The following is a 25,201-nucleotide window of genomic DNA, read 5'->3' as shown; positions in this document are numbered from 1 at the left end:
CGGGGGGCTCTCTGGTTCCGGAGGGGCTGGCCGCTACTGCTGCACGGCCTTCTTCGCGTCGTCGGCCTTGGCCTCCACGACGCCCTTTGCCTCGTTGGCCTTGGCGGCCACGGCGTCCTTCGCGTCGTCGGCCTTGTCGCCTGCTTTCTTCGCGGCATCGCTGGCGGCGTCCTTCAGGTCACCCGCCTTGTCCGCAGCGGCGTCCTTCAGGTCGCCGGCCTTCTCGGCGGCGGCGTCCTTCAGGTCGCCCGCCTTGTCAGCGGCCTTCTTCGCGGCGTCGCCCGCAGCGTCGGCGATGTCCCCGGCCTTCTCGGCGGCGGCGTCCTTGAGGTCGCCCGCCTTCTCGGCCACGTCGTGAGCCACGTCGCTGGCCTTCTCAGCCACATCGTGGGCCGCGTCCTGGATGGCGTCCTTGGCGTCTTCGGCCATGTCCTTCAGCTTATCGGTGAAACCCATGGTGTGCTCCTTCCAAAGCGGATCAGTCCCCTTGCGGTGCCGCCGATGAGTTAGCGAGTCGGAGGCACCGCCGAGGTGTTTGGCACAGGTTACGGGTTTTCGCGCGATGGCGGGTTGGCTTCGGCTGCCTGAAACGCAGCCATATCCTACCCGTTGACTAGGCGTTGTCGGCGATGAGGCGCTTGCGGTAGCCGTAGTGCCCGCTCAGGGCCACCATGAACGCGGTGGTCACCGCCACCGACGCTAGCTCGGCCACAGTGACGGAGAGCCAGATGCCGTCCACGCCCAGCCACAGCGGCAGGATGATGACCGAGGCCGTCTCGAACACGAGCGTGCGCAGAAACGAGATGAGCGCCGAGACGAGCCCGTTGCCCAGCGACGTGAAGAACGCCGATCCGTAGATGGAGAACCCCATCAGCAGGAAGCACAGCGCGTACACGCGGTAGCCGTGCACCGTCAGCTCGAGCAGCGCGGCGTCGTAGCTCACGAAGATGCGCGAGAGCGGCTCGGCCAGCACCTGTCCGGCGACGAACATGGCTACGCTGCCGGCCGCGATGAGTCCGAGGCTCTTCATGAGGAGGCTGCGCATCTCGCGGCGGTTCCGCGCGCCGTACTGGAAGCTCATGAGTGGCGACGACCCCATCGCGTACCCCATGAAGATGGCGCCGAACACCATGCCGGTGTACATGATGACGCCGTAGGCCGCCACGCCGTCCTCGCCGATATAGCGCAGGAGCTGGAAGTTGTACAGCATCCCCACCAGGCTCATCGCCACGTTGGCCACCATCTCCGATGATCCGTTGGCGCACGCCTTCCCGATGACGCGCCACGCGGGCCGCGCGGGGCGCAGCCGCAGGAAGCTCGAGTTCCTGCGCAGGAAGTAGACGAGGGGCAGGCCGCCGCCGACGACCTCGCCGATGTTGGTGGCCAGCGCCGCGCCGGCGAGCCCCCAGCCAAGCGCGCCGACGAACAGCGCGTCGAGCGCTATGTTCGTCAGGCCAGCCGCGACGATCACGGCAAAGCCCAGCTGCGGCTTGCCCGCGGTGACGAAGAAGCTCTGGAAGGCATACTGGAGCATGAAGAAGGGGAGGGTGAGGAAGAGCAGGCGACCGTAGAGCGTGGCGTCGGCCAGCATCTGCCCCTGGGCGCCAAGCCCGGCCGCAACCGGCTCGGTGAGCAGGAATCCTGCTACGGCTAGGATGACGCCGACTGCCAGGGCAAACCAGACGAGCATCGAGAAGGCGCGGTTGGCGCGCTCGTCGTCGCCCTCGCCGCGGGTCTTGGCCACGATGGCGCTGCCGCCGGTGCCTATCATGAGGCCCACCGAGGAGAGGATCATGATAAACGGGAAGATGAAGTTGACCGCTGCCAGCGCCGTCTTGCCCGCGAAGTTCGACACGAACACGCCATCGACGATGGTGTAGAGCGACGCGAACACGGTCATGGCTATGGAGGGGGCGGTGAACTTGAGCAGCGCGCCTGTGGTGAAGTGCCGGGACATGTCGACGGTCATGGGGGCTCCTTGCTGGGCTGGGACACGGTGGCGGAGATTGCGCGCGGGCGGCTAGAGCGCGCCGAATTCGGTGCGCAGGGCAGTCGTGTAGCGCTTGAGCAGGCGTGCGAGCGTGGTGCGCTCCGCTGCGCTGAGGGCCTCGGCGGCGCGAAGCTCTGCGAGATAGGCCGGCCGCACGCGTGCCTCCACGACGGCCCGCCCGGCCGCGGTCAGCCAGATCGGCGCGTTGCGCTCGCTGCCCTCCTCGGGCATCGCGAGCCCTCGCTCCACAAGCCGCCGCACCGAGGAGCTCACTGTCTGCTTAGCCGTGAAGCTGCGCTCGCAGAGCTGCTTCTGGGTGAGTCCGTCATCGAGCATGAGCGAGTACAGGATGTCGAAGGCGCTGTCCGAGAGCCCCGCCTTGCGGGCCCCCTGGCGGTAGATATCGTCAGTTTCCAGGTAGAAGCGGTCCATCTGCGCCAGGAGATCCTTGGCGTCGGTCCCGTCGTCGAGGCCTCCGGCGGCCCCTTCTTCGCTGCGTGCCGTAGCTGCCGTTTTCATGCTCACTCCTTGGTCTGATTTCGGACTTAGTAGCTTAGTCCGAAATCAGACCAAGGAGCGGGGAAGGCGCCCATCTCCAAGATCCTTTCAAAGATGGATATTGACGATTATTTGATTACATCCTATAGTGTATGTAGTCTAAAACACAGCGAAAGCGGACTGGCACCTCCCCGATGGAGCCGGTCCGCTTTCGTGTTGTGGGGCAGGGGACGCCGGCACCGGGCTGCTGCGGCTGGATGGCCTCAGGCGCTGCGGGCGCGGCTTACGGTTGCGTTGCCGCGGCGCCGGTGTGTCCGCGGAGGCAGACGCGCCGTGCTATGCTTCCTGTCATCATTGCCTATGAGGAAGAGGTTCTGCCATGTCCTATCAGCCTGACTGCGCGAAGCGAGACGCCACGCGTCTCATGGCGTCCATGGGCGAGCCGGCGATGGGGCGCCGTGAGACGCCTGAGCCGGAGGACGCCGGGGCCGTGCGGCGCCGGGTGGCGGTTGGCGTGGCTCTGGGGGCCGCGGTGGTGGTCGCCGTCCTCGCGCTTCTCGTGTTTCTGGGCGCCGGCGTCGAACTCGCGGGCTAGGGGCGGTCATGGCTGGCGATGGCCTGCGGGCCTCAGAGCCTGCGGCAAGCGTGGTTGCGCCCGTGCAGGCAACGGGCGACGCGAGCGCAAACGGGGCTCCGGCAGGCGTGCGGACGGCGTGGGACGGGGTCGCGTGCCCTGCGCCGGCGGGACCGCACGCTCCGCGAGCGGCGGAGCGCGTGGTGGTGGCGCGCCGCGGATTCACGGCGCTTGACGATGCCGCGCGTCCGCTGGCCGCGGGCATCGCGGGCGATCGCATCACATGGACGGGCGACCCGGCGCAGGCGGGCGACGCTGCGCACCCCATCGCCGCAGGTGCCGTGGTAGACGACTGGGGCGAGGCCTTCCTCATGCCGGGCTTCCACGACGCGCACCTGCACTTCTTCCATGCAGCGCTCTACGCGTCGCCCCTGGCCGACCAGTTTCTCGGCACGAGCGAGCAAGACTGCGTCGATCGCCTGGCCGACCTGGCCGCGCGCCGTCCTGCCGGCTCGTGGCTGCTGGCCCAGGGCTGGCGCGAGTATCGCTGGGATCCGCCGGTGACGCCCACGCGCGCCTCGCTCGACGCGGTTTACCCCGATCGTCCCGTGGCGCTCTATTCCGGAGACGCTCACACCTTGTGGCTGAACTCGTGTGCGCTTGAGCGGTTGGGCATCACGGAGGACGCGGAGCCGCCCGCCGGCGGCAGCTACGACCGGGGCGCGGACGGTCGCCTCACCGGCATCGTGCGCGAGGCCGCTGCCATGGAGCTCATGCCGCGCATCGTCGGGTCGTTCTCCGCCGAAGAGCTGCTTGACGCCTACCGCGCCTTCCAGGCGACGCTCAACGCCCAGGGCGTCACAGCCGTCTGCGACCTGGCGCTCATGGCGGGCCCGGGGCTCGACTTCGTGCGTGACGACCTGTTTGCCGCGTTGGAGGATGCCGGCGAGCTGACCCTGCGCGTGTCGCTCTTCCCCACGCTGCTGGCCGAGGGCTCGCGCCTCGCCGACTTGCAGGCGCGCCTGCGCGGCCCGCTCGTGCGCGCGCAGGGCTACAAGCAGTTCTTCGACGGCGTTTCGAGCCAGCACACCGCCTGGTTGCGAGACCCTTATGCCAACGCCCGCTTCCCCGGCGACTGCGGACGCCCAACGGTGGCTCCTGCGGTCATGAGCGCGCTTGTCCAGCGGGCTGCGGCCGAGGGCCAGGGCGTGCGCATCCACGCCATCGGCGACGAGGCCATCCACGTCGCGCTCGACCTCTACGAGCGCGCCGGCGCGTCAAGGCCGGGCGGGGGAGCGTTCGCCGCGAGCCGCGCGTCCGACCCGGCTGCCAGCCCCGTCGCGCCCGCCGCCCGCCGCGCGCCCGACTTGGCTACCGCGCCCGCCGCCCGCCGCGTGCCCGGCTCGCCCGCCGAGCGCTACGCGCCCGGCCCGGCCCCCGACCCGGCCGCCGGCCCCGTCGCGCCCGGCCAGGCCGTCGCGGATGCTGCGTGCTGCGCTCCCGACCCGGCCGCCAGCCCCGTCGCGCCCGGCCAGGCCGCCGCAAATGCTGTGCGTCTCGCGCCCAGCCAGGCTGCCGGGGATTCCGCCTGCCGCGCGCCCAGCCAGGCTATCTCTCCCGACCCGGTTGCTACGTCCGACCCGGCCGCCGGCTTGGCCTCCGGCTCCGTCGCGTCCGACCCGGCCGCCGCGGATGCTACCCGCCGCGCCCCCGATCCGGCCGCCGACCCCGTCGCGTCCGTCTTCACCCTCGAGCACCTCGAGAACTTCCAGCCAGCCGACATCGCGCGCCTGGCCCGCCTCGGCGTGGTGGCGTCGGTGCAGCCGCGCCACATGACCCTCGACCCCGGCGGGCCCGAGCGCGATCTGGGCCCCGCGCGCGTGCCGTATATGTGGCCCTTCCGCCAGCTGCTCGACGCGGGCGCCACGCTCGCCTTCGGCACCGACGCGCCCGTCACGCCCACCGACCCGCTCGCCGCCGTCTACGCGGCCGTCACCCGCAGGGACGCCGACACCCGTGAGCCCGCCGGCGGCTGGCTGCCGGCCGAGGCGCTCACCGTGCCCGAGGCTCTGCGCGCCTACACCGCCGGCAGCGCCTGCGCCGCCGGGCGCGCCGCCGATCTGGGCGTCCTCGCGCCTGGCATGCTTGCCGACCTGGTCGTCCTCGACCGCGACCTCACCGTCATCGACCCCGAGGCCATCCTCCAGACCCGTGTGCTCGCCACCTACGTGGGCGGCTGCCGGGTCTACGCCGCCAGCTAGCGTGCCCGCGCTTCGTCGCCTCGCCCTCCTTCGGCGTGCGCGCGAATGCCGCGAAAATGGCCATCTGCTTCGAAATTCCGAGCCTCATTTGGCCACGTCTGGTTGTGGCGCAAGCGTTTCCCCAGGTCGCGTTTTTCGTCTTTTGCCAAGCTCCCGCTTTCTGCCCGCAAAACCCGAGATGAGCCTCGGAATTTCGAAGTAAATGTCCAAAAACGGCCCGCCTTGATGCGCACGCGCCCTCTCAGGCTCACCTCACCCGAAAACAGCCAGGCGCGGACGCCGCACGGTCGGGGGGCGCGCTATCCTTAGGGCCGTCACTGATAACGCGCGCGAGCCGGTGGCCACGCGCCGACGCTAAGGGGTTGCCATGTACAAAGTCCACTGCCTCAACAACATCTCGCCCGAGGGCCTGGCCCTGCTGACCGACCAGTACGAGCTCGTCGACGACATCGAGCAGGCCGACGCCGTGCTCGTGCGCAGTGCCAACATGCACGAGATGGCTATCCCCGCCAACCTCAAGGTGGTCGCTCGCGCCGGCGCCGGCGTTAACAACATCCCGCTCGAGGCCATGGCCGAGGCGGGCATCCCCGTGCTCAACACCCCTGGCGCCAACGCCAACGCCGTGAAGGAGCTCGTGCTCGCCGGCATGCTGCTGGCTAGCCGCGACATCGTCGGCGGCATCGCCTGGTGCCGCGACAACGCTGGCGACGAGAACATCGGCAAGTCCGCGGAGAAGGCGAAGAAGCAGTTCGCTGGCCGCGAGATCACCGGCAAGACCCTCGGCGTCATCGGGCTGGGCGCCATCGGCAAGCTCGTCGTGGCCGCCGCCGAGGCACTCGGCATGAAGGTCGTCGGCTACGATCCCTTCCTCGACGCCGACCGCGCCGCCGCCATCTCGCCGGCCATGACCTTCGTCGCCGACCTGGCCGACCTCTACCCGGCCTGCGACTTCATCACCATCCACGTGCCGGCTACGCCCGATACCAAGGGCATGATCAATGCCGAGGCCATCGCCCAGATGAAGGACGGCGTCGTGTTCCTCAACTTCTCGCGCGACACCCTCGTGGACGACGCCGCCATGGCTGCTGGCCTGACCGACGGCAAGGTGGGCTGCTACGTCACCGACTTCGCCAACCCGGCCGTCATGGCCATGGAGGGCGCCATCGTCATTCCGCATCTGGGCGCCTCCACGGCCGAAGCCGAGGACAACTGCGCCATCATGGCCGTCAACCAGATCATGGACTACCTGGAGAACGGCAATAAGGTTCACTGCGTCAACATGAAGTAAGCTCGCGTCGGAAGCGTCGCGCCTCGCGGGCTGGCGGGGCGGCTTGGAACATCCACCGCGTTTCGCCTCCGTTGCAATTGGCCGTCGTGCCCTCGGGTGCGGCGGCCTTCTTCTATCATGGGCGAAACGCTCAACCACATCCGGCTCGGCGCGTGGCGCCCGAGGCCGAAGAAGGAGGCATCATGGAAGAGGGAATCCTCAGCGGCAAGGTGGCCATCATCACCGGCGCCACGCGCGGCATCGGCTTTGCCATCGCGCATGAGTTCCTGAAGTGCGGCGCGAAGGTGGCCATCTGCGGATCGCGCCCGGAGACCGTGGAGCGCGCGCTCGCGGAGCTCCGCGAGATCGATGGCGACTACCCGGTCATGGGCATCGCGCCTGACCTGACCGATCCGGACTCCATCGCGTCTGAGTTCCAGAAGGTGACTGACGCCTTCGGTCGCCTTGACATCCTGGGCAACAACGCTGGCGTCAGCTCGCGAACGCCCATCCTCGACTACACGGCCGACGAGTTCCGCAGGGTCATGGAGCTCAACGTCGATGCGGTGTTCCTCTGCAGCCAGGCGGCGACGCGCATCTTCCGCGAGCAGGGCGAGGGCGGCTGCATCATCAACACGTCGTCCATGGTGGGGCGCTACGCCCAGCCCTCGGGTTCGGCTTACCCCACGTCGAAGTTCGCGGTCAACGGGCTGACGCTCTCGCTCGCGCGCGAGCTGGCGAAGGACGGCATCCGCGTGAACGCGGTGGCACCGGGCGTCATCCACACCGACATGGTGGACGCGCTGCCCGAGTCCCTCATCCAGCCGCTCATCGCGAGCATCCCGCTCGGCCGCATGGGCGAGCCCTCTGACATCGCCAACGCCTACCTCTTCCTGGCGAGCGACATGGCCAGCTACATCTCCGGTGCCGTGATTCCCGTGGACGGCCTCTCCCGCCCGTAGGCAGCGCAGCCCGTGAAGCCCCCTTCTTCGGAGGGGGTGGTCGCCGGCGTCCTCTCCGGCCCTTGGCGCCCCGCGGCGCAATCGCGATCTCTTCCTGCCAGAGAGGAACGCGCGAGGCGGGGTAGGAAGAGGCGAAGGCGGGGCGTCGGCTTGTTCTCCTGCCCCGCGCTCCGTCTTTCCGCTAGCGTTCCCGCGAAGGCGCCCCCTCTTCGGAGGGGGCGCCTTCGTCGTCGGGGGGCAGGCCGGTGGCGGCGAGCTAGGTCGTTTCTCGTCGCGCCGCCTCCACCACCAGGCGAACGCGGTTCTCGCGGTTGAGCGCCGATGCCTCCGGATCGTAGTCGAGCACCGTCACCTGCAGGTCCGGGTAGCGCCTCCCCAGGTCATGAAGGGCGCCGCGACTCTTCACGTGACCTTTCAGGCAGCCAAAGGACTGGAGGTAGATGACGTGGCGAACGCCCGCGGCCGCAAACGCGTCGAGCTGCGGAAGGAAGCGCACGTCATCGGCGAACAGCAGGTCGGCGTCGGGAAGCACCGGATCGGCGCCGAGCGACTTCAGCAGATCGACCAGCCCATCGTTCATGAACGGGTCGAGCACGAGCAGCGGGTTTCCCACGATGCCGATGCGCGGCTTCGCGCTTGCCCGCGTTTGGGCGGAGGCGTCCGTCGAACGCGCGCCGGCCGCTTCCGCCTCCGCGGCTGAGCCGGTGGGCGCGGCAGGCGCCTCGGGCTCGGCTTCCGGGGCGCCGCCTGCGGCCAGCGCTGCTTCTCCGGAGTGCTGCGGCGAGGCGTCGTCGGCGCCATCCGCGCGCCACGAGCGCTCCCAGACGAACTCCGGCGCGCGCCCCGTGGCGCGCTCGACCATGCGCGGCACGGCGTCAACCAGGCACCGCTCGCACACCGCCGGCAGCGTGATGGCCGCCAGCTCCGGGTTCTCCTCCAGCAGGCGAATGGCCCGCGCCGCCAGCGCCGTGGCCGTGAAGCACACGTCCTTGGCCGTGCAGCGCCGCGCGACCTCGAGGTCGCCTTCGTCCAGCCCTCGATCCAGCAGGAAGGCGCCGCCGCCTTTCTGCTGGAGCCCCTCGGGGGAGTCGGAGTCGGGGGAGCAGCCCGGCGACGTGCCGGGCGTTCCCTCCCGCCGCCCGTCGAGGGAGCCGAGCATGCTGGAGGCGACCGGGGATCCGTGGGCGCCCGGCGCAGCGGGCGTGCCGGGGGCGCCGGGCGCACCCGACGAGCTGAGGTCGTCGAAGGTGTCGGGGGCGCCGGACGCGCCTGCCCCCTGGTGCGCGTCGAGGGCGTCGGACGCGCAGCCCCCTCCGCCGAAGGCGCTCTGGCGTGCCGAACCCTCGCGCACGCCCCCGTCGTCGGATCCCGCTTGTGTTTCACGTGAAACGCGCGTGGCACGGCGCTTTCGGGCGGCGATGGTCTCGCCGAGGGTTCTCAGGCGAATGCGAAGGTGGGCGGTGTCCACCATCTCGTCCACCTTGAGGGCGGTGAAGGGGGCGCCGGCTTCCACGGCCAGGTCGCGCACCTCCTCCAGGCTCACCGCGTCGAACCCGCAGCCGAACGACTGGAGGCACACGAGGTCGATTTGCGGATGACCGAGGGCGAAGCGAGCTGCCCGGACGAGGTGCTTGGCGGGCTTCCACGGATAAGCGCCTGGCGCGCGTCCGTCGACCTCGCGCAGGCGGTTGCCGAGCGCCAGCGGGTTGAGCACGGCGAAGCCCATCTTGTGGAGCATCGCGTCTACGTCGTGCGCGAGTGCCGCATCGTTGTGGTAGGGGCGGCCTGCCACCAGGATAGCATGGCGACGAGGATCGGTCTCCACCCAGGCCAGCGCCGCCGTGCCGGCCTGCTCCATCGTGGTCTCGAAGGTCTCTTGGGCCGCGAGCGCCGCTGCCAGGGCGGCATCCAGCTCACTCGGCTCCAAGGGCATGCCCGTGGCAGCCGCGAGCGGCTCGAGGTAGGCGGCCAGGGTCGCCCGATCCTCGGCGCACGCGACGAGGGAGCGCGGCTTGCTCTGGCTGAGCGTCGGGGCTAGGAGCGTCGGCATGCCATCGCGGATGCCGAGGCCGGCGCCATCGGCCAGGGCGTCGGCGTACTCGCAGGTCACCGGACAGTGGTGGCTACGGTCGAAGCGCGCCATGAGCACGGCGTCGCAGCCCTTGTCCACGAGCGAGAACAGGCGGCCGTGAGTCAGCTTCGCGGGATAGCAGACGCTCTCGGAAGGCACCGTCTCCCAAGCCGCACGCGATCCTCCCTGGCCGATGGCGTGGTCAGGCACGCGCACGCTGAACCCGAGCTCGGCCAGCAGCGTATGCCAGAAGGGGAACGTCTCGTACATCTCGAGTGTATCTAATATCCCAAGCGCCATCTTTCCGCGCGGTTCGGCGGACTCGACGTCCCCCAGCCGCGCGATGAGCCCTTGCTCAAGCGCCATCAGGTTCGGAGCACCGCCGTCACCCGCCGCGCCATCTGCCGCGCCGTTCGTTGCTCCGCCCGCCGCGTCATCGCCAGGTGTTTCACGTGAAACGCCCGTATCCGCTTTTACGGTTGCGGCGCCTGCGCTTGCTCCCGCCATCGTCGCACCGGTTACCTTGTCGGCGTCGCGCGCGTCGACGGTCGCCACGCCCATCGCTCCCGTCGGGTCGTCCGCATTCGCCGCGCCGCCCGCCGCGTCGCTTGTCGCCCCAGCAGCTGCACGGCCGCATATAGCGTTGCTTTTGCTCGTCGTTTCGTTGCCGAATGTTTCACGTGAAACATTCGTACTTGCTTTTGCGCCCGCCGCGCTGCGCATGCCGTTGCACGCTGCGTTTTGCGCACTCGCACCGAGCGGGGAAGCGGCCGTGGATGTTTCACGTGAAACATCCACGGCATCGCTTTCGTCCATCGCGTCGGTTGCTGTGTTGACGCCGCTCGCGCCGCTGCTATCCGCCGCGCCGCCTGCCGCTGTATCGCCTGCCGCTGCATCGCCGGGTGTTTCACGTGAAACACCCGTGTCCGCTCCTTCGCCCTTGCCGTTTTCGCACGCCGCTGCGGCAGTGCGCCGTTCGAGCTCGTCGGCGCCACGCTCGCACTTGTTGCCGCTCACGAATGCGCGTCCTTCGCCGAACTCCACCACGTCGAGCGAGCAGCCGTTCGCGCATCCCGTACACGCGAGCGCGCGATGCGTGGGCTTGAGGGCCTTCAGCGCCTCGCGCCCCAGCAGCCCGCTGCCGCGCCGCGTCGCCCTCGCAGCCCCAGCTCCGTCCCCAGGCGCCGCCCCGACCTCCGAACTTCCCGCTCCGGGCGTCACCCCCGCGCCCGCCGCGCCTGGCACCCCGGCCTCCGCGCCTTCCGCCCCGGTCGCCGCCCCTGCAGCCTGCGCGTCTGCGCCGGTCGCCGCCCCCGCAGCTTCCGCGGCCGCCGCGCTCATCGCTCCGACCCGCGCGTCTTCCGCCCCCGCAGTCTGCGCGCCTGCCGCTGTCGTCGCCCCGACCGGCGCGCCTCCCGCTCCGAGCGTCGCCCCGTCGCCGTCAGAGCGCCTGCCGCATCCTGCCTCCCCGCTCTCGCACTCCTCCGCTTCCCAGCGGTCACGCGCGATGAGCGCGGCGCCGATGGCGCCCATCAGGTGCGCGCGGTCGCACCGCACGGCCTCCACGCCGCAGATGAGCTCGAAGGCGCGCAGCACCGCGTCGGACTTGAACGCGCCGCCCTGCACCACCACGCAGGGGCCGAGCGACGTCGCGCGTTCCGATCCGATGATGCGGAACAGCGCGTTCTGCACCACCGAGTACGCCACGCCTGCGGCGATGTCCTCAAGCGACGCCCCCACCTTCTGGGCGTGCTTCACGCGCGACGACATGAACACTGTGCAGCGCATCCCCAGGTCAACGGGACTCTCCGCGCGCAATGCGGCTGCCGCGAAGTCCGAGGGCGTCGACCGCAGGCTGTGCGCGGTGCCCTCGATGAACGCACCGCATCCGCTCGAGCACGCCTCGTTCAGCACGGCGTCGGCCACCGCGCCGCTCTCCACCCAGAGCGCCTTCATGTCCTGCCCGCCGATGTCGAGCACGAACGACACGTCCGGGCGCAGGGCCTGGGCGCCGCGCAGGTGCGCCGCCGTCTCCACCACGCCCGAGTCGATGCCGAGCGCCGCGCGCAGCAGATCCTCGCCGTACCCGGTGGCCGTCGCATGCGCGATCCAGGGCGCCTCCTCGCCGCGCGGGGCCGAGTTCGGCAGGGCGGCCAGCGCCCCCAGCACCATCTGCCGCACGGTGTCCAGCACATCGCCACGCGTGGGCTCGTACGCGCTGTAGACCAGCCGCCCCTCCGCGTCCACCAGGGCCACCTTCGCGGTGGTCGACCCCGCATCCACGCCCAGAAACACCGGCCCGCGCGCGTCAAAGGTACGCAGCGTGGGAAAGACGGCGGCGCGGTGCCGCTCGCGGAAGGCGGCCAGCTCTGCCTCGTCGGAGAAGAGGGCGGGAAGGCGCCCCAGCTCCTCCTCGGCCTCCAAGAGCTCGCCGGCGGCCGCCCGCTCGCACAGCGCGTCGAGCGATGCCGTCTTGCCCTCCTCCTCGGAGATGAGGGCCGCTCCCAGGGCGGTGAACAGGTGCGCGTCCCGCGGCAGGATGCCGGTGGTGGGCGTGAGCCCCAAGGCACGGCGGAAGCGGTGCGCCAGGTCGGGCACGTACTCGAAGGGTCCGCCCAAAAACACGAGCGTTCCGCGTAGGGGCCGTCCGCAGGCCAGGCCGCCCAGCGTCTGGCGCACCACGGCGTCCAGCGCGCTCGCGGCGATGTCTGCCTTCGCGGCCCCCGCGTTCAGCAGCGGCCGCACGTCGGTCTGCGCGAACACGGCGCAGCGCGACGCGATGGGGTAGAGGCGCGACGCGCCCATGGACAACCGGCTCATCGCGCCGGTGCGCACGCCCAGCATGAAGGCGATGGTGTCGATGAACCCGCCAGTGCCGCCGGCGCAGGTAGCGTTCATGCGCTGTTCGAGGCCGCCAGTCAGGTAGATCACCTTCGCGTCCTCGCCGCCCAGCTCCACCACGGCGTCGGCCGCGGGGTACGCGCCGCGCACGGCCCGCGTGGTGGCCACCACCTCTTGGACGAAGGGCACGCCGAGCATCTCGGCGGCGCTGATGCCGGCCGAGCCGGTGATGGCGACGGTTCCCTCCAGGTTGCCATAGCGCCAGGACAGGTCGTGCAGCACGCTCTGAAGCGTCTTGCGAATGTTGGACTGGTGGCGCTGGTAGGCGGAATGGAGGATCACGCCGTCCGCGTCGGCGATGACCACCTTGATGGTCTTCGAGCCGGCGTCGATGCCGATGCGCAAGGAGGATGGGGCGCTGTCGAGCGCCTCGTCACGGGTCTCAGTCATGATGTGCCTGCTCTCCCTCGATGTTCTCGAGTCCGATTATGACACAGAAGCCCCTGATCGCACCTGCCGCTGGCACAGCCCCACATTCAAGCGGAAACGGCGCCCGCCGCACCCGCGCGCCCCGCCGCTGCGCCCGCGCCCCGCCGCCGCGCCCGCGCCGCCACGCTCCCGCCTAGCCGCCGCGCCCGCGCCGCCACGCCCCCGTCTCGCCGCCGCGCCCGTGCGTCTCGCGCCCCGCCGCGCCCGCGCTCCCGTCTCGTCCCTTATCCCGCCCGCGTCCCGCATCCCGCCCCGTCACATCCCCGCCCCCCGGCGCTTGCCGCATCCCCCGTGTCCCCGCGCTCTGCCGCCGGTGCGACTCGAACGCTGGATCTTCCTCGCCGACCTCGCCTCCACCGCCAAGAAGGCCCGCGACCTCAAGGGGCAGTCCAAGCTTCTCAGGGGCGATCGGGCCGGCAACCATCGTTAAGATTGCCCCCGCGGGGCATCTGTGGGAAAATACCGAAACGCGAGGAGCCGCCATGAAGCAGCGCTCCTCTTAACGTGACGGTCGCGTGGCGCAGCGGGAGCGCAGGTGCCTTACAAGCACAAGGTCGGGGGTTCAAATCCCTCCGCGACCACCATAGAAAAAAGAGAAAGCCCCATTTCAAATGGGGTTTTTCTTTTCTATGGCTCTCTGTGGACGGATAGCTTCCTGGCAGAACTTGGCAGACGAGTGTCCGGTGAGGCGCGTCGGGGAGTTTCGTCAAGGGTTTTCCTCGGCAGGTTTTGGCAGGCGGATTCGAGGCCCGGTTGGGTCTTGGGCAGATAGCCATTCGTGGCGTGCCCGCCGCGTATCCCAGAGGGCCCCACTCGTCGGGCCGCCCCCTCCCTCAGCGAGTGCGATGCCGCCCTTCCGTGCTCTCTCGGCGCTCGCGTGCGGTCCGTCTCCCCCCGTGCCGTCCTCTCAGCATCTCCCAGGGCGCGCTCTCGTGTCGCTCGCGAGGCGACGGGGCGCCGTCCTGGCCGCCCTTCGCGCCGCAGGGGCAACTCCCTGCGCCCGCGCGCGCTTCGCGTGCGAACCTCCCGGCTTCCGCTTCCCCGCCCCCGCCCCGTCGCCCGTTTTCCGACCACGTGTCGGCGGGGGCGCTCATGATGGCGCTTCCATTGAGAGGACGGAGGTTCTATGAAGCGAAGTCGATCCCTGGCCATGGGCATCGCCTGCGCTGCAGGCTGCGCAATCTGCACGGGCGCGTTTCTCGTGCAGGTGAGCGACCAGGCTGAGGCCGCTCGGGCCGAGGCGCTGGCTCGCTATGGCGGCGATCAGCTGGAGGTGTGCGTGGCCCGACGCGACATTGCGCCCGGCGAGACCATCGACGAGGGGGCGGTGACGATGGGGATGTGGGTGGCCGACCTGCTGCCAGACGGCGTGGTCACTGCGCGCGGGGAGGTGGTGGGCAAGCAGGCCTCTGCAGCCATCTTGAAGGGAGAGGCGCTCACGGTTCGTCGCATTGGCGCAGGGCTGACGCCGACCCTGGATATCCCCGAGGGGCTTGCTGCCGTGAGCGTTCCCGCGCGCGAGGTGCAGGCGGTGGGCGGAGCCTTACAGGCGGGGATGCGCGCTGACGTCTACGCCACGGGCGCAAGCGCTACCGAGTTGATCGTTCCGCGCGCGTTAGTCGTGGCTACGAGCACCGACACGTCGGGGGCGCTCGCGTCAGGCGCGGTGGAGTGGGTGACGCTCGCAGTCGCGCCCTCGGCGGTGCAGGAGCTGGTGTCGGCGGCCCAGAGCCTCGAGATCTACTTCGTGCTTCCCACGGATGTTAAGGGCCCCGTCAGGGCCGAGGCCTAGAGATGAGCCGGCTTCGGCCGGCGGAAAGGACTGCCATGGGTACCATACTGCTATGCGCTGACAGCGCGTCGCTCGCCGATCCCCCTTCCCTGGGGCTAGATGGGAGGGCGTGGTCGCGTCGAACCTGGCTGGAGGCGTTCTCGAACGCAGCTGCGGCGCGCGATCGCCTGAGCCAAGGCGACCCCGTTGAGGAGGCTTGGGTTGCCTCAAGCGATCAGATGGACGCCGTCAACCTGGCGGCGGCCCTGCGACGAGATGCCCCCTCCATCCCCATTTACCTCGTGTCCGAGAGCCTTAGCGGGTCGGCTATCAGCCGTGCCCAGGCTGCGGGAATCACGGGGATGCTCTCGCCTGAGGGACTGGCGCGGCGTGTCGCCCACGAAGAGAGGCGCCGTTTGGGGGCGGCAGCGCGCGCAGCGGCCCTACGCGCGGCCGAGGCGTCCACCCGGCCAGATGATCTTTCCGGCGAGACCCCGCCGACGGTCAGCGTCCGCCGGCCCTTGCCGGGGATAGACGAGCTTCCCCGGGAGCCGGAACTCCTGGGGGAGGAGCCTGCTCCGGAGTCGTCGCCTGCGCTTGCGAGGATGGCGGACGCCCCGCAGGCACCCGCGGCAGAGCCGCTGGGGGCCTCTCGACCTCCTGTGCCGGAGCCGCCGCCTGCGCCCTCTTCGCCAACCGCGTTGTCGGCGGCCGATACCGCGCCGCTGCCTCCGGTGGCTGTCGGAGGGTCTCGGAGACCGGAGCCGCCCGTCGCCCCCGCGCTTGCGGCAGCGTCTCCGTCCCACGCTGTGGCCGTAGAGTCTTGCGCCGCGAAGGCGCCGGCCTATGTGGTGTCCGTGGTGAGCGGTAGCGGAGGTGCCGGGAAGAGCGCCGTCGCCGTCTTGAGCGCTTGCCTGGCCGCGGCGCGAGGGCTGCGCGTGCTTCTGGTTGACGGGGATCTCCAGTTCGGAGACGCGGCGGATCTGCTCGGGGCCTCTGACGCGCCTACGGTGGACGAGGTGCTGGCCGATCCGCGACGCCTTGACACGCTGGTCGGGGAGGGGGTTCCGGCGCTCGTGGCTGCCCCGCGTCGCCCGGAGCGGGCGGAGGAGCTGGCAGGGCAGCTGCCGTGCCTCATGGAGGCGGCCTCGACACGCTTCGACGTGGTTTTCGTCAACACAGGATCCAGCTGGTCGGAGGCGCAGGCTGTCGTCATCGAGCGCAGCGCGCGCACGCTCTTCCTGGTGGACCAGCGAGCCTCGTCGGTGCGAGCCTGCCGCCATGCGCTCGAGCTCTGCGAGCGCTGCGGCATCGCCACGGGCTCGTTCCTCTTCCTGCTCAATCGCTGCGCCAAGGGCGCCCCCCTTACCGCTCTTGACGTATCCTGCGCCCTGCAGGGAGCGCCTGTCACGGAGCTGCGCGACGGCGGCACGGCGGTGGAGGAGCTCTTAGGCTCGGGGATGGCGGCGGCTCTCGCGGCTGAGCGCAATGAGCTATGTGCGAGCCTGTCTTCCGTGCTCGACGGGCTTTTGCCAGATGGCGAGGCGGGCGGCGGCCTGCGTGGCCGGAAGGGGCGCAGGGTCGCGCCGCCGGCGTCGGAGTCGGCTGCTTCCGATGCGCCCGACCGCCGGCGTGGGCGTACGCGCAGCGGTCGGAAGTCGGGCCTTTGGGGGAGACGCCCCAAAGCATCGGTTGCGATTGAGTCAGGAGCCGAGCGATGACGCTCCTCGAGCGAGCCCGTACGGTGGGGGCGTCGCGCGACGTTGCGACTGCGCCTCGTGGGGCGACGGTGGAGGATCTGCGCCGCAGTGTCCGCAGGCGCCTTGCCATGGAGAAGGTGGCCGCGTTGATGGCCGAGAATCCCGAGCGTGCGCGCAACGAGCTGCGCGCTGCCTGCCGCCAGACCTTCGCCGAGGGCGGCTGGGAGCGCGTGTCTGTGGAGGATCGCGAGCGTCTGGTGAATGATCTCGTGGACGTCGTCTTCGGCATGGGCCCCATCGACGGGCTTCTCGAAGACGACACGGTGACCGAGGTCATGGTCAATGGGACGCAGAGCATCTACTACGAGCGCCAGGGCCGGTTGCATCGCAGCCCCGCGGTCTTCGCGAGCGACGAGCAGGTGCGCGTGCTCATCGACCGCATCATCGGGCCGCTTGGACGCCGCATCGACGAGGCTTCGCCGACGGTGAGCGCGCGGCTTCCCGAGGGACACCGCGTGCACGCCATTATCCCCCCGCTTTCGCCTGATGGGCCGTTGCTGACCATCAGACTCTTCTCGCGCCGCGTCATGACGCTTGACGAGATGGCAGCGGGCGGGTCGTTTGGCGACGACTTTCGTCAGATGCTCGTGTGGGCGGTGGTCGCGCGAAAGAACGTGGCGGTGTCGGGCGGGACGGGTAGCGGCAAGACCACGCTGCTGAACGCGTTGTCGTGCCATATCCCGCATGGGGAGCGCGTCATCACCATCGAGGACTCGGCTGAGCTGAAGTTCACTGAGCACCCCCACGTGGTGCGGTTGGAGGCGCGGCCCAGCAATGCCGAGGGAACCGGAGAGGTGACCATTCGCGAGCTCGTCATCAACGCGCTGCGCATGCGGCCGGATCGCATCATTGTCGGCGAGTGCCGCGGCGGAGAGGCGCTCGACATGCTTCAGGCCATGAACACGGGTCATGAGGGTTCGCTGACCACGCTGCACGCCAATGCGCCGCAGGAGGTGGTCGACCGCCTGGTCACTATGGTGCGTTATGCGGTTGACCTGCCGCTCGACGCGGTAGAGGCCCAGATAGGCAACGCCTTCGACCTGATAGTGCAGACCACGCGCGCTCGCGATGGGACGCGCTTCGTCTCCGCTGCGGCCGAGGTGTCTTTTGATCAGCGGCGCCGGGCTTGCGAGCTCGTTCCGCTCTACGAGCGGGGGCTGGGGGAGGCTTGCGGGCAGTGGCTCGCGGAGCCCTCGTGGGTGGCTCAAGCGGCGCGAGCTGGCCTTATCGATGGGAGGGAGGTGGAACGATGGAGACGGCAGTTGCCATGGCAGGTGGCGCGCTAGCGGGCGCTGCGGCTGCGGGCCTGGTGCTAGGCCAGCAAGTCGCCGAGGCGGTGGAGCGTGCGCGTAGGGCCCAGGCGCTCGTGGGATCGCGTGGGTCGGGCATGGTGCCTTGGCTCCTGCGCAACGGCGTGGCGCCTCTGCGGCCGTTTGCGCGAGCGCTCCTGCGCAGCACGCGGCTGCGCCGCATGGCGCAGGACGCTGAGTCGCTGCTGGATGGGCGGGGGATGCTGGCCTCGGCGGAGTCGTTGGCCAGCTTGGCGCTTGGCCTCTGTCTTGCGGCAGGCATGGTGGCAGGGATGGCGTCCGGATCGGTGGTGTGCGCTGCGGCGGTGGTCGGCTGCGGCGCGGTGGCGATTGCGGGTGCGCTGCGCTCAGCCCGGGAGAGGCACCAGGTGCTTTTGCGCGAGGAGGTGCCCGAGGCCCTGCGGTCGATGGGGGTGTGCTTTCGGGCGGGACTCTCCCTTTCGCAGACGCTGAAGCAGACGGCGGCCGAGATGGGCGATGGGATCGGCACCTTGTTCGCCCGCGCGGCGGCCCGCCTTGACACGGGATGCTCTCCCACCGAGGCTCTGGCGGTCTTCCGTGATCAGCGAGGCCTGCCGGAGCTCTCATTTGTGGCGGTGTCCCTTGACGTGCAGCATCAGAGCGGCGGAAGCCTGGTCACGGTGCTCGAGGCGGCGCGAGAGTCGGTGGAGGGCGAGTTGGAGCTGCGCCGTTCGCTTCGCGTCCAGACGGCGCAGGCGAAGCTCTCCGCTCGCATCGTAACGCTCATGCCGTTCATCTTGGTGGCGTTGTTTTCCTTGGTCAGCGATGACTTTCTCGCTCCCTTCTTCAGCAGCCCGGCTGGGTTCGTCCTACTGGGAGCGGCGCTGGGCATGCAGGTGACGGGCGTGGTTCTCGTCCGGCGGATGCTTGACGTTGAGAGGGAGTGATCGACGTGGAGCAGATGATGTGGCCCTGGGCGGTCGGCGCGTGCGCGTTCGCCGGGCTCCTCGGGCTGTGGGCATGGATGCGTGCCGACGTAGCAGCGCGTCGTCTGCGGCACCGTCGAGGCGTTCGGGGGATGGAGGCCTCGCTCTCCGATCGGCGCGAGGCCGCTGACGAGCGTGTCGCAGGGTACCTGGCAGCTGTCGCCCGGCAGATGGCAGCGGGCTCCTTTCGACCGTGGGCGCCCCCTCCGCTGCGTCACCCTCAGTGGTTCGAGGATCGTCTGCGGCTGGCGGGCTTAGGGGATGCGGTGACGGTAGAGGCGTGCGGGGAGGCGCGCGTTCGCCTGCTGGTGGCTGGCGCGGGGGTCGGGGCTCTGGTAGGGTCGGCCGCCTCTCCCGAGGTAGCGGCGCTGCTGGGCGCGGCGGGTGCCGTCGTGGGGGCACGGGCGCCGCGCTGGGCGGTGGAGAGGCGGTGCCGCTGTCGGGCAGAGGAGCTGGAACGGCACCTCTCAGAGATGCTCGACGTAGTGGCATTGGGGCTCCGCAGCGGGCTGTCGTTCGATCGCAGCCTCGCGCTTTACGGAGAGCACTTCGACACGCTGCTTTCCTCCTCGCTCGCAGCCGCGCAGCGGCAGTGGGGCTGTGGCCTGACCTCGCGCGAGGAGGCGCTGCGCCGTGTTGCCGCCTCCTATGACTCGGCGCTGTTCGGCCGGGTGGTGGAGAACGTGGTGCGCTCCTTGCGCTTCGGATCCTCGCTTGCCGAGAGCCTGGAGGGCGCAGCAAGGGAGGCGCGGGCCGCCTACCGCGCACGCAAGCAGGAGCAGGTGGCGAAGGCGCCGGTCAAGATGATGGTGCCCACGGCGGTGCTCATCCTGCCCGCAATGCTGATGCTGGTGCTCGGCCCAGTGATGCTAGAGCTTATCGGAGGTTTCTCATGAGAGAGGAGAAGAGACGTGAAGGTGAAGATGATCGAGGGAGGGGCAGCGCGCATGCGCGCCGCCTGGGAGCGTGCTGGCATTGTCTGGGGAAGACTGCGGGGGCGCGTGCGGGAGAAGCTGGCTTGCCAGGCCGGTCAGGGCACGACGGAGTACGCCATTCTGGTGGGCATCCTAGTGGTGATAGCCATTCTGGCCATCACCCTGTTCAGGCCAAAACTGCAGGAGCTGTGGGACGCCATAGCCGCTGGCATCAACGGCTTATAGCGGATGAGTCAGGCCAAGCCACTGTGGAGTATGCCGTGGTGGCTGGGATTCTGGTGGTCATCGTGGCGACATGCGGGCTGCTTGCCTCCGCTCTGGAGCGGGGCTTGTTCGTCGAGCATGCCCTGGCTGCGGCCTCCCACCACGTGGGGATAGCGGCGGGATGGGCATCCGATGCGTTCTGCTATTGACGAGGGGGAGAGGAGGAGCAAATGAGGACGGGGCCGGGTTGCGGGATTCGTCGCAGCCGCGTAATAACTCGGACGCGGAGGCGTCGAATCCTGCGCTGTCGGGGCTCGCTGCCGGGGTCTCGTCGCATCGCCGAGCGCTTGCGGGGCGAGCGCGGCCAGGCAACGGTGGAAGCCGCCTTCGCTCTGCCGGTGCTGTTTCTGCTCGCCCTTCTCCTCCTGCAGCCGGGGATTCTCCTGTACGACCGCATGGTCATGGAGGCGGCGGCAGCCGAGGGGTGCCGGCTGCTTGCCACGCGATCCGACGCGATGGGCGATGCTGAGACGCTTTGCGAGGAGTACGTCTTGCGTCGGCTGGGGTCGGTTCCCTCGGCGGCTTGCTTCCATGTTCATGAGGGCGGTTGTACGTGGCGCATCGAGATGTCGGGTGACGAGCGTTCCGACCGGGTGGCGGTGAGGGTCTCTACTGAGGTGCGCCCGCTTCCCCTGCTTGACGGTGGAGCGGCGCTGCTGGGGTTGGCGAACGAGCGCGGCAACATCGTGATGTCAGTGGAGCGGTCGATGCCGACGCAGCCGGCGTGGGCGGCGGGGGCACAGGTCGGGCGCGACCCGGCCCGCTGGATAGGAGCGTGGATCGATGAGGACGGGTGAGGAGCATCGGCAGGTGACGCGCGGGATTGCCGAGGACGTGTGGGGTCGGCTCATCTGCGATGAGGAGGGGCTTACCACGGCGGGCATGGCCGTGGCGCTGCTGCTGGTTTTGGCGCTCGTGTTCAGCAGCGCTCAGGTCTACCGAGTGAATGCCGCCGCGGCCGATATTCAAGAGGTTGCCGACGCGGCAGCGCTGGCTGCCGAGAACCCTGTGGCGGAGTTTATGGTGGCGGTGCGTCTGTGCGACGCGGTGGTGTTGTCGCTCTCATTGCTGGGGGCGGTGACCTATGGCGCAGGGGTGGTGGCGCTGTGCGTTCCGCCGACCGCGAGCGTGGGCGCACGCTTGGTGGAGCTGGGTTCGAAGATTCTGGACGCGCGCAGCGCCTTCGCCGAGCGCGCAGCGCGGGGGCTCAATCGGCTCCAGGCCGCCTTGCCCTTTCTAGCGGCCGCCAACGCTGCGGCTGTGGGGGTCGCCAACCAGGGCGGTGCTTCGGGTGGCGGCTACCTGACAGCAGCCATGCTCGTCCCCTCCAAGGGGGTCGACATCACGGTGGGGGCCGATGCGGCGGCTGGCGTGCTGCGCGAGTCCATGGAGGAGAATTCCGGCGCCCTCGAGCGCGCAGCTGCCGCGGCGGAGCAGGCGGCACGCGAAGCGCAGGAGGCTAAGGAGCGGGCCTTCGAGCGAGATTGCGGCGCTCACCCTGGCTACTGCCTCTACGAGCGTGCGAACCACCTGGCTGCCTTAGACGAATCGCTCAACCCGCTCTATCGCAGCGTCGATGCCTGGTCGTTTGCGGTGCCGCTCAAGCGGGCTCGCGCCTACTACGTGCAGCGCTTGGCCCAGGAACGCCCCGCGACAGACGATGTGGAGGAGCAGGCTCGGTCGGCTCTGCGCAAGCTGTTCTACCGGTTCGCTGCCGATGAGCTTGCGCGTGGCTATGTGATTGAGACGGATGACTCGTTCGATGCCTTCTTTCCGCGGCTGCCGCGCAACACTGACGAGATGAGGCAAACGGCGCTCTATCGCATGGTCGCGTTTCCCATCACGGAGGGGGAGCAGCGCGCCATGCACGCCTGGAGTGGCTGCCCGGGCGCGGCGGAGGCAGTGGGGATGGGCTCTGCTGCCGACTGGGAGGCGGGCGAGTTCTCGCTTTGCCCTACGTGCGAATTCACGTCGTCAAGCTTGGGAAGCGTGGCGTCGGCGTCTACGGCCATCGAGAACGGGTTCGAGTACCACTATGCGGCCATAGCCCAGGCCGCTGACGAGTATCGGTCTGCCAAGGAGAGGCTCGCGCCAGAGTTGGAAGCGGCCAAGGACGCGGCGGGGGACCTCATCGGAAAATGCGCTGAAGCGGCTCGGTCGGCAGGCGCCTATCGCATCAAGGCGGCTCCCCCGGGGTATCGGGGCGCGGTGTCGTTGGTGGTGAGCACGGGCTCCGTGGCGGCAGACAAAGGCTTTGAGTCGCTGTTCGTCGTCGGCGGCATGACGCTGGGCTCGCGGGCAGCCGTCTCGGGCTCAACGCTGCTCGAAGATCCCTCGCCCGAGGGGCAAACGGTCATCACGGCGCTGCTGGACGGCTTCGGTCAGGATGCTGGCGCGGCGGTGGGGGCGGCGCGCATCGTGCTCGATGCCTGGTCGGGGCTGCTACGTGCCTACGGGAAGGGGCAGGAGGCACTTACGGGCGCTGTAGAGGCGGCGGCCTCCTCCGTTCCGCTGGTCAGTGCCAGCGGGTTGGGCTCGTGGGCGGCTGGCGCTTTGCAGGGCGCCTTCTCGTCGGCGGGCTTGCAGCCGGCTCGGCTGAACGCCTTAAGGCCGGTGCTCGTGAACAGCGTGCATGTGGTCGCTGAGGGAGAGGGGAGGTTTTCTGCCACATATCGTTCGGTGAGGGAGCAAGCTCTCCGGTTCTCGTCTCCGGCCGCTGATCTGTTCTCGTCGGTGGCTCTGGAGCTAGAGGCTGAGGCGCTTGATGCCGTGGCGGCTGGCGAGCGCGGGATCGAGGTGGCGCGAATCGAGCTACCGGTCGGAGGTGTGTCCATTCCCGTGATTGTGGCGCTGCCGCCCTCCCTTGGCGAGGGTGCTCGCAGCCTGGTGGAACGCTGCTTCGATGCGGTGGGATCCTTGTACGGCGAGGCGACGGAGGTGATCAGGCCATGGCGGTGAGAGCGGGCATCGCCTTGCTTCGCAGCCGGGTGCTGGCTGACGACCGGGGCCAGATGACCGTGGAGCTGCTAGTCGTGCTGCCGGTGGTGCTCATCGTGGCGGTTGTTGCCGTGAATGCGCTCACGTTCTTCGGAGATTGCGCAGCCTTCGATCGGGTTGCGCGTAACGCAGTGCGTCTCTGTGCGGCGTCGCCGGCGTACGGGCAGGACGCGGGGCGGGGCGCCGAGGAGATTCGGGCGGTGATCGAGGAGGCGCTCGTGCGCGACAACCTGGCGGTGGGAGTGGAGGTGTCGGGCGGTGTGCTCGGGCATGTCACCTACACGGCCACGCTGGCCTATGCCCCGACCTTGTTCGGGCTGGGGCTGCGTGACGAGGTGCTCGGCGTGCGGCTTCCGCGTCTGGAGCATCGGGTGTCGCTGACGGTGGATCCGTACAAGCCGGGAATGCTGTTCTGAGGAGGGCGAATGGGCGAGAAGAGGCAACGGAGACGGGCGCTTGCGGCTGCGGCGCTCGTGGCAGGGATGCTGGGGATGGTGGCGGTACCGGGGCTGTTGCAGCGGCTGGAGGAGGGGCCCGCGCCCGAGGTGGCGGGGCCAGCGCGTGCTTCTCCTCTGGTGAGAGCCGTGCTTGGCGGCGAGACAGCGTGGGAGGAGGTGCTTCCCGGCTATCGTGCGGGGCCGTCGGCTCCGGCATGGTTCGTCGAGGAGCTGTTCTCTCCCGAGGGTGCTCGGGAGTCATACGCCAGCGAAGATGGGCAGGTGCTGGGCTTCGTCTTCCCCGGCGTTGCGGCCGATAGGGCCGAGATGATGGCGAAAGCGCTGGTCGACCGAGGCTGGCTGGGGGTTCCCAGCGGCGTGGAGGGCTGCGCGACGTTCGTGAAAGGAGAGGGCCTATGTCGATGGGCAATGGTGTCGTGCACCGATGCGGCAGGATGGACAAGCGTCGTAGTGCGCGTGCGGATGGTGGAATAACGGGCAGGGCGCGAGGCGCCCCAGCGGAGGGGCGGGCGCCACGGCGTCACGAGCGCTCGCGTCGGAGCCTCGCTCGGACGAGGGGCGCGATGCGGTGCCAGGAAGGTTGGCTGAGGCGGCGCGCGCCGGGCCGCATGGTACCGCTGGTTGATCCCGACGACCTGCGTGGCGCCGTTGCCCGTGGCGGCGTGTCGAGGTGTGCGACAGTTGGGGAGTGCTCCTTCGAGGGGCGCATGGGAGGGGGCTCGGGATCGCTCTGCCTGGCGACGAGTCTGGCATCGCGCCTGCGTGGGCTCCTTTTCCGACGCCCTCAGGCGGGAGTAATGCTGCTCGCGCCCTGTCGCGATGTCCACACCTTTGGCATGGGACATGCCGTCGATGTCGCGTTCGTGGATGCTACGGGGCTTGTGGTCGAGGCCCATCGCGCAGTCGCTCCCGGGCGGCGTCTGCGCTGCCGGAGGGCCCGGGCCGTGCTTGAGCGGTTTGCGGGCGAGGGCCCGTGGTTGAGCGCGGGCGACAAGGTTGAGATGGCCGTCATGGGAACGGCGCTGCGATGAGAGGGGGAGCCATGAAGGTGTGCCCGGTGTGCAAGACTACGCTCTTCGAGGATATGGAGGTGTGCTACGGCTGCCTCTATCGCTTTGGGAGCGAGCCGGCGCTGGAGAAGGCGGCGAGCAATTTGGAGGAGGCTGCGCCGCTGCGCGAGGGTGACATGAGGCGCTGGGCGGTAAGGCTTGAGGTTCGCAGCCTCTCTGATCCCGACCAGGTTTGGGCGGCTGAGCTGATACCGCCCTACGAGGACTGCGCATCGACGGGAGCCGAGGCATCGGCGCTGCGCGGTGGCGGGGCGGGTTCTCCTGGCGTCGCGCGGGCGGTGCGGGAGAAGGCTGCGGTGTCGGTGCCTAGGCGGTGAGCTCGGCGAAGAGCTGCTGCGCCTCGGCCTGGAGGCGGTTGTTGATGGCGATGTAGGTGTCGAGGATGCGACCGCCCTCCTCGGTGAGCTCGCTTCCGTGGGCACCGTCTCGGTTCAGCAGCTGGACGTCGAGGGCGGCTTCGGTGTCCTTGATGATGCGCCATGCCTTGCTGTAGGCCATGCCCATGTGCTTCGCGGCGGCGTTGAGCGAGCCGTGGGTGCGCACTCCCAGGCAGAGGTCGGCAACGCCGCGGCCGAAGACGGAGGTGCTCTCGGAAAGGGGGTTTCTTACGGAGAGTCGAACGCTCGTCTCGAGCTTGTCAAGTTGGTCCATGGCGAGTCCCTTCGGTCTGGTGGGTCGTGATGCCCTGTTGGCTGCGCAACACGTTGGCTTGCGTGTGGACGCGAGCTGGCTATCG

22 protein-coding genes and 1 tRNA gene are annotated in these 25,201 nt (G+C 69.5%); 18 read left to right on the top strand and 5 right to left on the bottom strand.

Annotated features, from left to right (window positions below; all coding sequences use genetic code 11):
* Nucleotides 1-33: 33 nt before the first annotated feature.
* The 3 genes from AC6I0Y_RS10315 to AC6I0Y_RS10305 all read right to left on the bottom strand — a co-directional run bounded on the left by AC6I0Y_RS10315 (nt 34) and on the right by AC6I0Y_RS10305 (nt 2,509).
* On the bottom strand, nt 34-456 hold the full coding sequence (locus AC6I0Y_RS10315; protein WP_497731625.1) for a hypothetical protein: 423 nt from the start codon (nt 454-456) through the stop codon (nt 34-36).
* 157 nt (nt 457-613) lie between these two features.
* Nucleotides 614-1,969 carry an MATE family efflux transporter gene (locus AC6I0Y_RS10310; RefSeq protein WP_497731624.1) on the bottom strand — a complete coding sequence of 452 codons (1,356 nt, stop codon included), beginning with the start codon at nt 1,967-1,969 and terminating at the stop codon, nt 614-616.
* Nucleotides 1,970-2,020: 51 nt separating this feature from the next.
* Nucleotides 2,021-2,509, bottom strand: coding sequence for a MarR family winged helix-turn-helix transcriptional regulator (locus AC6I0Y_RS10305; protein ID WP_497731621.1), 489 nt, complete (start codon nt 2,507-2,509; stop codon nt 2,021-2,023).
* Between the two features lie 358 nt (nt 2,510-2,867).
* Here AC6I0Y_RS10305 and AC6I0Y_RS10300 point away from each other — a divergent pair, with 358 nt between their 5' ends.
* The 4 genes from AC6I0Y_RS10300 to AC6I0Y_RS10285 all read left to right on the top strand — a co-directional run bounded on the left by AC6I0Y_RS10300 (nt 2,868) and on the right by AC6I0Y_RS10285 (nt 7,552).
* Complete coding sequence (locus AC6I0Y_RS10300; protein WP_497731618.1) at nt 2,868-3,083, top strand: hypothetical protein; 216 nt, start codon at nt 2,868-2,870, stop codon at nt 3,081-3,083.
* Between the two features lie 185 nt (nt 3,084-3,268).
* Nucleotides 3,269-5,323 carry an amidohydrolase gene (locus AC6I0Y_RS10295; protein ID WP_497731615.1) on the top strand — a complete coding sequence of 685 codons (2,055 nt, stop codon included), beginning with the start codon at nt 3,269-3,271 and terminating at the stop codon, nt 5,321-5,323.
* A gap of 367 nt (nt 5,324-5,690) precedes the next feature.
* The gene (locus AC6I0Y_RS10290; protein WP_497731613.1) at nt 5,691-6,611 is read left to right on the top strand and encodes a 3-phosphoglycerate dehydrogenase; all 921 of its coding nucleotides are present in this window, start codon (nt 5,691-5,693) and stop codon (nt 6,609-6,611) included.
* 182 nt (nt 6,612-6,793) lie between these two features.
* Nucleotides 6,794-7,552 (top strand): SDR family NAD(P)-dependent oxidoreductase, encoded by a 759-nt coding sequence (locus AC6I0Y_RS10285; protein WP_497731611.1) that lies wholly within the window; start codon nt 6,794-6,796, stop codon nt 7,550-7,552.
* Between the two features lie 256 nt (nt 7,553-7,808).
* Here AC6I0Y_RS10285 and AC6I0Y_RS10280 read toward each other — a convergent pair whose 3' ends face one another.
* Nucleotides 7,809-12,914 carry a BadF/BadG/BcrA/BcrD ATPase family protein gene (locus AC6I0Y_RS10280; protein WP_497731608.1) on the bottom strand — a complete coding sequence of 1,702 codons (5,106 nt, stop codon included), beginning with the start codon at nt 12,912-12,914 and terminating at the stop codon, nt 7,809-7,811.
* Between the two features lie 548 nt (nt 12,915-13,462).
* Between AC6I0Y_RS10280 and AC6I0Y_RS10275 the strand changes: the two genes are divergently transcribed.
* From AC6I0Y_RS10275 to AC6I0Y_RS10210, 14 genes are all read left to right on the top strand, one after another.
* Nucleotides 13,463-13,537: transfer RNA gene (locus tag AC6I0Y_RS10275), tRNA-Val, on the top strand.
* Nucleotides 13,538-14,079: 542 nt separating this feature from the next.
* Complete coding sequence (gene cpaB, locus AC6I0Y_RS10270) at nt 14,080-14,745, top strand: Flp pilus assembly protein CpaB (protein WP_160707782.1); 666 nt, start codon at nt 14,080-14,082, stop codon at nt 14,743-14,745.
* An 830-nt stretch (nt 14,746-15,575) separates the two neighbouring features.
* On the top strand, nt 15,576-16,445 hold the full coding sequence (locus AC6I0Y_RS10265; RefSeq protein ID WP_497731605.1) for a CpaE/TadZ family protein: 870 nt from the start codon (nt 15,576-15,578) through the stop codon (nt 16,443-16,445).
* 107 nt (nt 16,446-16,552) lie between these two features.
* On the top strand, nt 16,553-17,770 hold the full coding sequence (locus AC6I0Y_RS10260; RefSeq protein ID WP_497731602.1) for a TadA family conjugal transfer-associated ATPase: 1,218 nt from the start codon (nt 16,553-16,555) through the stop codon (nt 17,768-17,770).
* Nucleotides 17,734-18,702: a type II secretion system F family protein gene (locus AC6I0Y_RS10255; protein WP_160707776.1), complete on the top strand. Its 969-nt coding sequence runs from the start codon at nt 17,734-17,736 to the stop codon at nt 18,700-18,702. Before AC6I0Y_RS10260 ends, AC6I0Y_RS10255 begins: the two co-directional genes overlap by 37 nt.
* A gap of 305 nt (nt 18,703-19,007) precedes the next feature.
* A complete protein-coding gene (locus AC6I0Y_RS10250; RefSeq protein WP_370520243.1) occupies nt 19,008-19,637 on the top strand; it encodes a type II secretion system F family protein in 630 nt (209 codons plus the stop codon).
* Between the two features lie 15 nt (nt 19,638-19,652).
* On the top strand, nt 19,653-19,901 hold the full coding sequence (locus AC6I0Y_RS10245; RefSeq protein ID WP_497731598.1) for a hypothetical protein: 249 nt from the start codon (nt 19,653-19,655) through the stop codon (nt 19,899-19,901).
* Nucleotides 19,902-19,936: 35 nt separating this feature from the next.
* Nucleotides 19,937-20,089, top strand: a complete 153-nt coding sequence (locus tag AC6I0Y_RS10240) for a hypothetical protein (protein WP_497731596.1) — start codon at nt 19,937-19,939, stop codon at nt 20,087-20,089.
* A 165-nt stretch (nt 20,090-20,254) separates the two neighbouring features.
* Complete coding sequence (locus AC6I0Y_RS10235; protein WP_497731593.1) at nt 20,255-20,737, top strand: TadE/TadG family type IV pilus assembly protein; 483 nt, start codon at nt 20,255-20,257, stop codon at nt 20,735-20,737.
* Nucleotides 20,724-22,898, top strand: coding sequence for a molybdenum cofactor biosynthesis enzyme (locus tag AC6I0Y_RS10230; RefSeq protein WP_497731590.1), 2,175 nt, complete (start codon nt 20,724-20,726; stop codon nt 22,896-22,898). Before AC6I0Y_RS10235 ends, AC6I0Y_RS10230 begins: the two co-directional genes overlap by 14 nt.
* Nucleotides 22,899-22,912: 14 nt before the next feature.
* Nucleotides 22,913-23,353, top strand: a complete 441-nt coding sequence (locus tag AC6I0Y_RS10225) for a hypothetical protein (protein ID WP_497731587.1) — start codon at nt 22,913-22,915, stop codon at nt 23,351-23,353.
* Between the two features lie 9 nt (nt 23,354-23,362).
* Entirely contained in the window at nt 23,363-23,869 is a 507-nt protein-coding gene (locus AC6I0Y_RS10220) for a hypothetical protein (protein WP_497731584.1), read from the top strand.
* Complete coding sequence (locus AC6I0Y_RS10215; protein WP_497731582.1) at nt 23,791-24,426, top strand: DUF192 domain-containing protein; 636 nt, start codon at nt 23,791-23,793, stop codon at nt 24,424-24,426. The genes AC6I0Y_RS10220 and AC6I0Y_RS10215 overlap by 79 nt, the downstream gene beginning before the upstream one ends.
* A gap of 11 nt (nt 24,427-24,437) precedes the next feature.
* Entirely contained in the window at nt 24,438-24,782 is a 345-nt protein-coding gene (locus AC6I0Y_RS10210; RefSeq protein WP_497731579.1) for a hypothetical protein, read from the top strand.
* Here the strand turns inward: AC6I0Y_RS10210 and AC6I0Y_RS10205 are convergent.
* A complete protein-coding gene (locus tag AC6I0Y_RS10205) occupies nt 24,772-25,116 on the bottom strand; it encodes a winged helix-turn-helix domain-containing protein (RefSeq protein ID WP_497731576.1) in 345 nt (114 codons plus the stop codon). The two genes, AC6I0Y_RS10210 and AC6I0Y_RS10205, sit on opposite strands and share 11 nt — an antisense overlap.
* Nucleotides 25,117-25,201: the final 85 nt, after the last annotated feature.

It is taken from the genome of Adlercreutzia sp. St.1H8 (assembly GCF_059728655.1).
The sequence above is the reverse complement of the archived record's forward strand: the minus strand, read 5'-3'. Positions and strand labels throughout refer to the sequence as shown.